The sequence below is a fragment of the Arthrobacter sp. H14 genome (genome assembly GCF_000520495.1).
Lineage (GTDB): Bacteria > Actinomycetota > Actinomycetes > Actinomycetales > Micrococcaceae > Arthrobacter_C.
The window spans coordinates 93297-98728 of the sequence record NZ_KI914646.1 but is presented as its reverse complement, the minus strand read 5'-3'; the positions used below and the strand labels follow the sequence as shown (position 1 = coordinate 98728).

2 protein-coding genes are annotated in these 5432 nt (G+C 66.9%); both read left to right on the top strand.

What is annotated here, in order from left to right:
* Positions 1 to 4679, top strand: a 4679-nt coding sequence (locus Y707_RS24685) for an ATP-dependent helicase (protein ID WP_081744742.1), incomplete at its 5' end; no start/stop codon positions are given.
* 9 nt (positions 4680 to 4688) lie between these two features.
* Positions 4689 to 5432, top strand: a 744-nt coding sequence (locus tag Y707_RS24680) for a DNA-formamidopyrimidine glycosylase family protein (RefSeq protein WP_035780939.1), incomplete at its 3' end; no start/stop codon positions are given.

Here is a 5432-nt window from a genome sequence, read left to right as displayed (position 1 = left end):
ATGCCGCCAACACCGGAACAGGCAACGAACCGCCGGCCGGCAAGGAACCGCAAGGCAAGCAGCAGCAAAAACGCAGTACCAGGGTGCTCTACATTTCCCCGCTCAAAGCGCTCGGCGTCGACGTCGAACGCAACCTGCGTTCCCCGTTGATCGGCATTGCCCAAACCGCCAAGCGGCTCGGCGTGGATCCGCCGCATGTCAGCGTTGGCGTGCGTTCCGGCGACACAACCCAGTCGGAACGCCGCGCTCTGCTGTCGAGGCCACCCGACATATTAATTACGACGCCGGAATCGCTGTTCCTGATGCTCACCTCGCAGGCGCGTTCCACTTTGGCCGGCGTCGACACCGTCATTGTCGATGAGGTGCACGCGGTTGCCGGGAGCAAACGCGGCGCCCACCTGGCGCTCAGCCTGGAGCGGCTGGACGCACTGCTGCCTAAACCCGCACAGCGGATCGGCCTCTCCGCCACCGTGGAACCGCACGAAACTGTGGCGCGGTTCCTCGGCGGAAACGCACCAGTGGCCATCGTCGCGCCGGAGTCGAACAAACGGTGGGATATCACCGTCTCCGTTCCGGTTCCGGACATGACGGAACTCGGGGTGGCGCCGTCGAGCGATGAACCGGAGATTGGTGCGCCGCCACAGGGTTCAATCTGGCCGCATGTGGAGGAACGGATCGTCGACCTGATCACCGCCAAGCGGTCCAGTATCGTTTTCGCGAACTCCCGGCGCCTGGCCGAGCGCCTCACGGCGCGGCTCAACGAAATCCATGCGGCCCGTACAGCCCTGGCGGACACCTCGGTCTGGGATGAGCCCTCGGGGCCGCCCGCGCAGATCATGGCGCAGGCAGGATCGAGCGAAGGCGCGGAGCCGGTGCTCGCCCGGGCGCACCATGGTTCCGTCAGCAAGGACCAGCGGGCCATGATCGAGGACGACCTGAAATCGGGACGGCTGCGCTGCGTGGTTGCGACCAGCAGTCTGGAGCTTGGCATCGATATGGGCGCCGTCGACCTGGTCGTCCAGGTGGAATCGCCGCCGTCGGTCGCCAGCGGTCTGCAACGGGTGGGCCGGGCAGGCCACCAGGTGGACGAAATTTCCCAAGGCGTGCTGTTTCCTAAACACCGCGGCGATCTGGTGCACGCCGCCATCACGGTGGAACGCATGCTCTCTGGAAAGATCGAACCGCTCTCCATTCCGGCCAATCCGCTCGACATCCTCGCCCAGCAGACAGTTGCCGCGACCGCCCTGGAGAGCATCGACGTGGAGGAATGGTTCGACACGGTCCGCCGGTCCGCCCCCTTTGCCTCACTCCCCCGGTCCGCCTTCGACGCCACCCTTGACCTGCTGGCCGGACGGTACCCGTCGGACGAGTTTGCCGAACTGCGTCCACGCATCGTGTGGGACCGGGTGGACGGCACCATCACCGGCCGTCCCGGAGCGCAGCGGCTTGCCGTTACGTCCGGCGGAACCATTCCGGACCGCGGTCTCTTTGGCGTGTACTTGGTCGGCAGCGACGACGGCTCAAAGGGCAAGGCGCCGGGTGGCCGGCGGGTCGGCGAGCTCGATGAGGAGATGGTTTACGAGTCGAGGGTTGGAGACGTCTTTGCCCTTGGTGCGACCAGCTGGCGCATCGAGGACATTACCCACGACCGGGTCCTCGTATCGCCAGCGTATGGACAGCCCGGAAAACTGCCGTTCTGGAAAGGCGACAGCCTCGGCCGTCCGGTCGAGCTGGGCCGGGCACTCGGCGCCTTCGTTCGGGAGCTGTCCAGTGCGAGCACCGAGACGGCGATGCAACGCTGCCGGAGCAATGGTCTGGATGACTGGGCCGCCGACAACCTGCTGGCCTACCTCACGGAGCAAGCCCAGGCGACCGGTCAGGTACCCAATGACCGGACTCTCGTCGTCGAACGTTTCCACGACGAGCTTGGCGACTGGCGGGTGGTGCTGCATTCGCCGTTCGGGATGCCCGTCCACGCGCCATGGGCGTTGGCGGTGGGCGCCCGGCTGCAGCAACGCTATGGAATGGACGGCTCCGCAATGGCGTCCGACGACGGGATAGTGCTGCGGGTGCCGATGATGGAGGATGAACCTCCTGGGGCCGAGCTGTTCATCTTCGAGGCCGACGAACTGGACGCCATTGTCACCGCAGAGGTGGGCGGTTCCGCGTTGTTCGCCTCGCGTTTCCGGGAATGTGCGGCCCGCGCCCTGCTGCTCCCCCGGCACAATCCCGGCAAACGTTCCCCGCTCTGGCAGCAGCGCCAACGTTCAGCCCAGCTGCTCGACGTCGCGCGCAAATACCCCACGTTTCCGATCGTGCTCGAAACCGTCCGTGAGTGCCTGCAGGATGTCTACGACCTGCCCGCGCTGAAGGAGCTCGCCGCGGGCATCGAACGACGCGAACTGCGCGTGGTCGAAACGACTACCCAGCAACCATCGCCGTTCGCGCGGTCGCTGCTTTTTGGCTACGTCGCTTCGTTCCTCTATGAGGGGGACAGCCCGCTGGCCGAACGCCGCGCTGCCGCCCTTTCGCTGGACCCGGCGATGCTCGCCGAACTGCTTGGCCGGGCGGAACTGCGCGAACTGCTCGACGTCCAGGTGATCGAGCAGACCGAGCTGGAGCTGCAGCGCCTGGCCGAGGACCGGAAGGTGCGCGGCTTGGAGGGAGTCGCGGATCTGCTGCGGCTATTGGGACCATTGACGACGGCGGAGGTCGCCGCGCGCTTGTCGGCCGGGGAAGCGGCCGGTCCGGGCGAGCGGACCGTTGAGACCGAGGAGTCAGCAGGATCAGCGGAGCCAGCCGGGTCACTGGCAGAGGCACAGGCTCACGAGCATCTTGCCGAACTGGTGAAAACCAACCGCGCGCTCCGGGTCAACATCGGCGGGGCAGAACAATGGGCGCCGGTGGAAGATGCGGCCCGGCTGCGCGACGCTTTGGGCACACCGTTGCCAATGGGCGTTCCACTCGCGTTCATCGAGCCGGTTGCGGATCCGTTGGGAGACTTGATCGGGCGGTATGCGCGTACCCACGGACCGTTCACCAGCACCGAAGCTGCCGCCCGGCTGGGACTTGGCATCGCCGTCGTCGATACCACCCTGCAGCGTCTTGCCACCGATGGACGGGTTGTGGAGGGAGAGTTCCGTCCGGCGGAATCGCCCGCCGCCGGACACACACCGGCAAGTTCGGAATGGTGCGACGTCGAGGTCCTGCGCAAGCTTCGGCGCCGCTCCCTGGCCGCGCTGCGCCACGACGTCGAACCGGTTGACCCTGCCACCTACGGGCGGTTCCTGCCCGCCTGGCAGAATGTCACCGCGTCCGGAAAATCCAACCAATTGCGCGGGCTCGACGGCGTCGCAACCGTGATCGATCAGCTCTCCGGCGTTCCCGTTCCTGCTTCGGCGTGGGAACCGCTGGTGCTCGCCTCCCGGGTCAGCGACTATTCGCCGGCCATGCTGGACGAACTGATGGCGACCGGCGAGGTCCTCTGGTCCGGCGCCGGTTCCATTCCCGGTAACGACGGTTGGATCAGCCTGCATCTGGCGGAAGCCGCGCCGCTGACGCTCAATCCCGCCGTCGGCCACGAACCGTCCGCCCTCCAGCTCGCGATCCTGGACTTCCTCGCCTCCGGCGGCGCCTACTTCTTCCGGCAGTTGGCCGATGGCGCAGCCATGGCGACGGCGGCAACGGACGCGACGGCGGCAAATGGAGCCAGGGCAGAAGCGGGCGGGGGAGCAACCGGAGACACGGGCACCCGCGTCCCAGGTGATGACGCCGTCGTCGAAGCCTTATGGGACCTTGCCTGGGCCGGACGGATCAGCAATGACACCTTCACGCCGGTCCGGACGTTGCTGGCGGGAGGCCGCACCGCCCACAAACAACGTGCCGCGGCGCCACGGGTCCGGTCCCTGCGGCACAGCAGGCGGGGCTCACTGTCCGGCCGTGGATTGACCAACCGCAATCTTGCCGGCCAATCCGAACCGGCCGCCGGCGGTCCCGGTGCACGCCGTTCGCCGCCCATCGTCGGAGGCCGCTGGTCGCTGCTGCCTGATCCCGAGGGCGACACGACCGTTCACGCCCATGCCACGGCGGAACTGCTGCTGGACCGGTACGGAATTCTCACCCGTGGCGCGGTCGGTGCCGAGGGAATCCCCGGTGGTTTCGCCCTGCAGTACAAGGTGCTTTCCGGCTTGGAGGAAATGGGCCGCTGCCGGCGCGGTTACTTCATCGAATCCCTGGGCGCCGCGCAGTTCGCCCTGCCCTCCACCGTCGACCGGCTGCGGTCCTTCAACGAAGACGCACAGCTGCACAAACAGGAACCTTCCGCCATTGCGCTTGCGGCAACCGATCCGGCAAACCCCTACGGTGCGGCGCTGCCCTGGCCACCCACCGAAAGTGGACACCGGCCCGGGCGCAAGGCGGGAGCCATGGTCGTGCTGGTCGATGGCGCGCTGACCCTGTATGTGGAACGCGGCGGCAAAACCCTGCTGGCATTTACCGACGACGTCGAATCCGTCATCCCGGCTGCCGCGGCGCTCGCCGGCACCGTTCGGCGGGGAGCGGTGGACAAACTGGCGATCGAAAAGGTGAACGGAATCGACATTCTCGGCACGGCGGTTGGCGATGCACTCGAAACCGCCGGCTTCTACACCACGCCCCGCGGCCTGCGGATCCGTAAATGAGGTGGCGCCATGCCTGAAGGCGACACAGTCTGGGCGGCGGCACACCGCTTGAACGCCGCCCTGGCCGGACAGAAGCTGACCCGTACGGACTTCCGGGTGCCGCGCTATGCCACCGTGGATTTGTCCGGCCGGACGGTGACTGAAGTGCTGGCGCGGGGAAAGCATCTGCTGATCCGGCTCGGAGATGCCCCGGACGACGGCAATGCGGCGGCCGAGGGTCGCTCCATGGGGGCAGCCACCGGGCTCGTCACCATCCACTCGCATCTGAAAATGGAAGGCAGCTGGCACGTCTACCGGTCCGGCGGAAAGTGGCGCCGGCCAGCCTTCACCGCGCGGGCCGTACTCGCGACCGGCACTGTTACCGCCGTCGGATACTCACTTGGAACCCTCCAGGTGCTGGCACGCAGCGAAGAGGACAGAGCTGTCGGGCATCTCGGTCCGGATCTGCTGGGGCCGGACTGGGATGCCGAGGAGGCTGTCCGGCGGCTCCGGACCGATCCAGCCCGGGCTATTGGACTGGCGCTGCTCGACCAGCGGAATCTGGCCGGCATCGGCAATGTATACCGCAGCGAAATTTGTTTCCTTACTGGCGTGCACCCCGACGTCGCGGTAGCAGAAGTGCCTCGGCTTGAACGTATGGTCGAGACTTCCCAGCGGCTGCTGCAAGCAAACCGGAACCGGAGTATCCGTATCACGACGGGATTCGCGGCGGCCCGGGGCGCAGAAGGACTGTGGGTCTATGGCAGGGCAGGC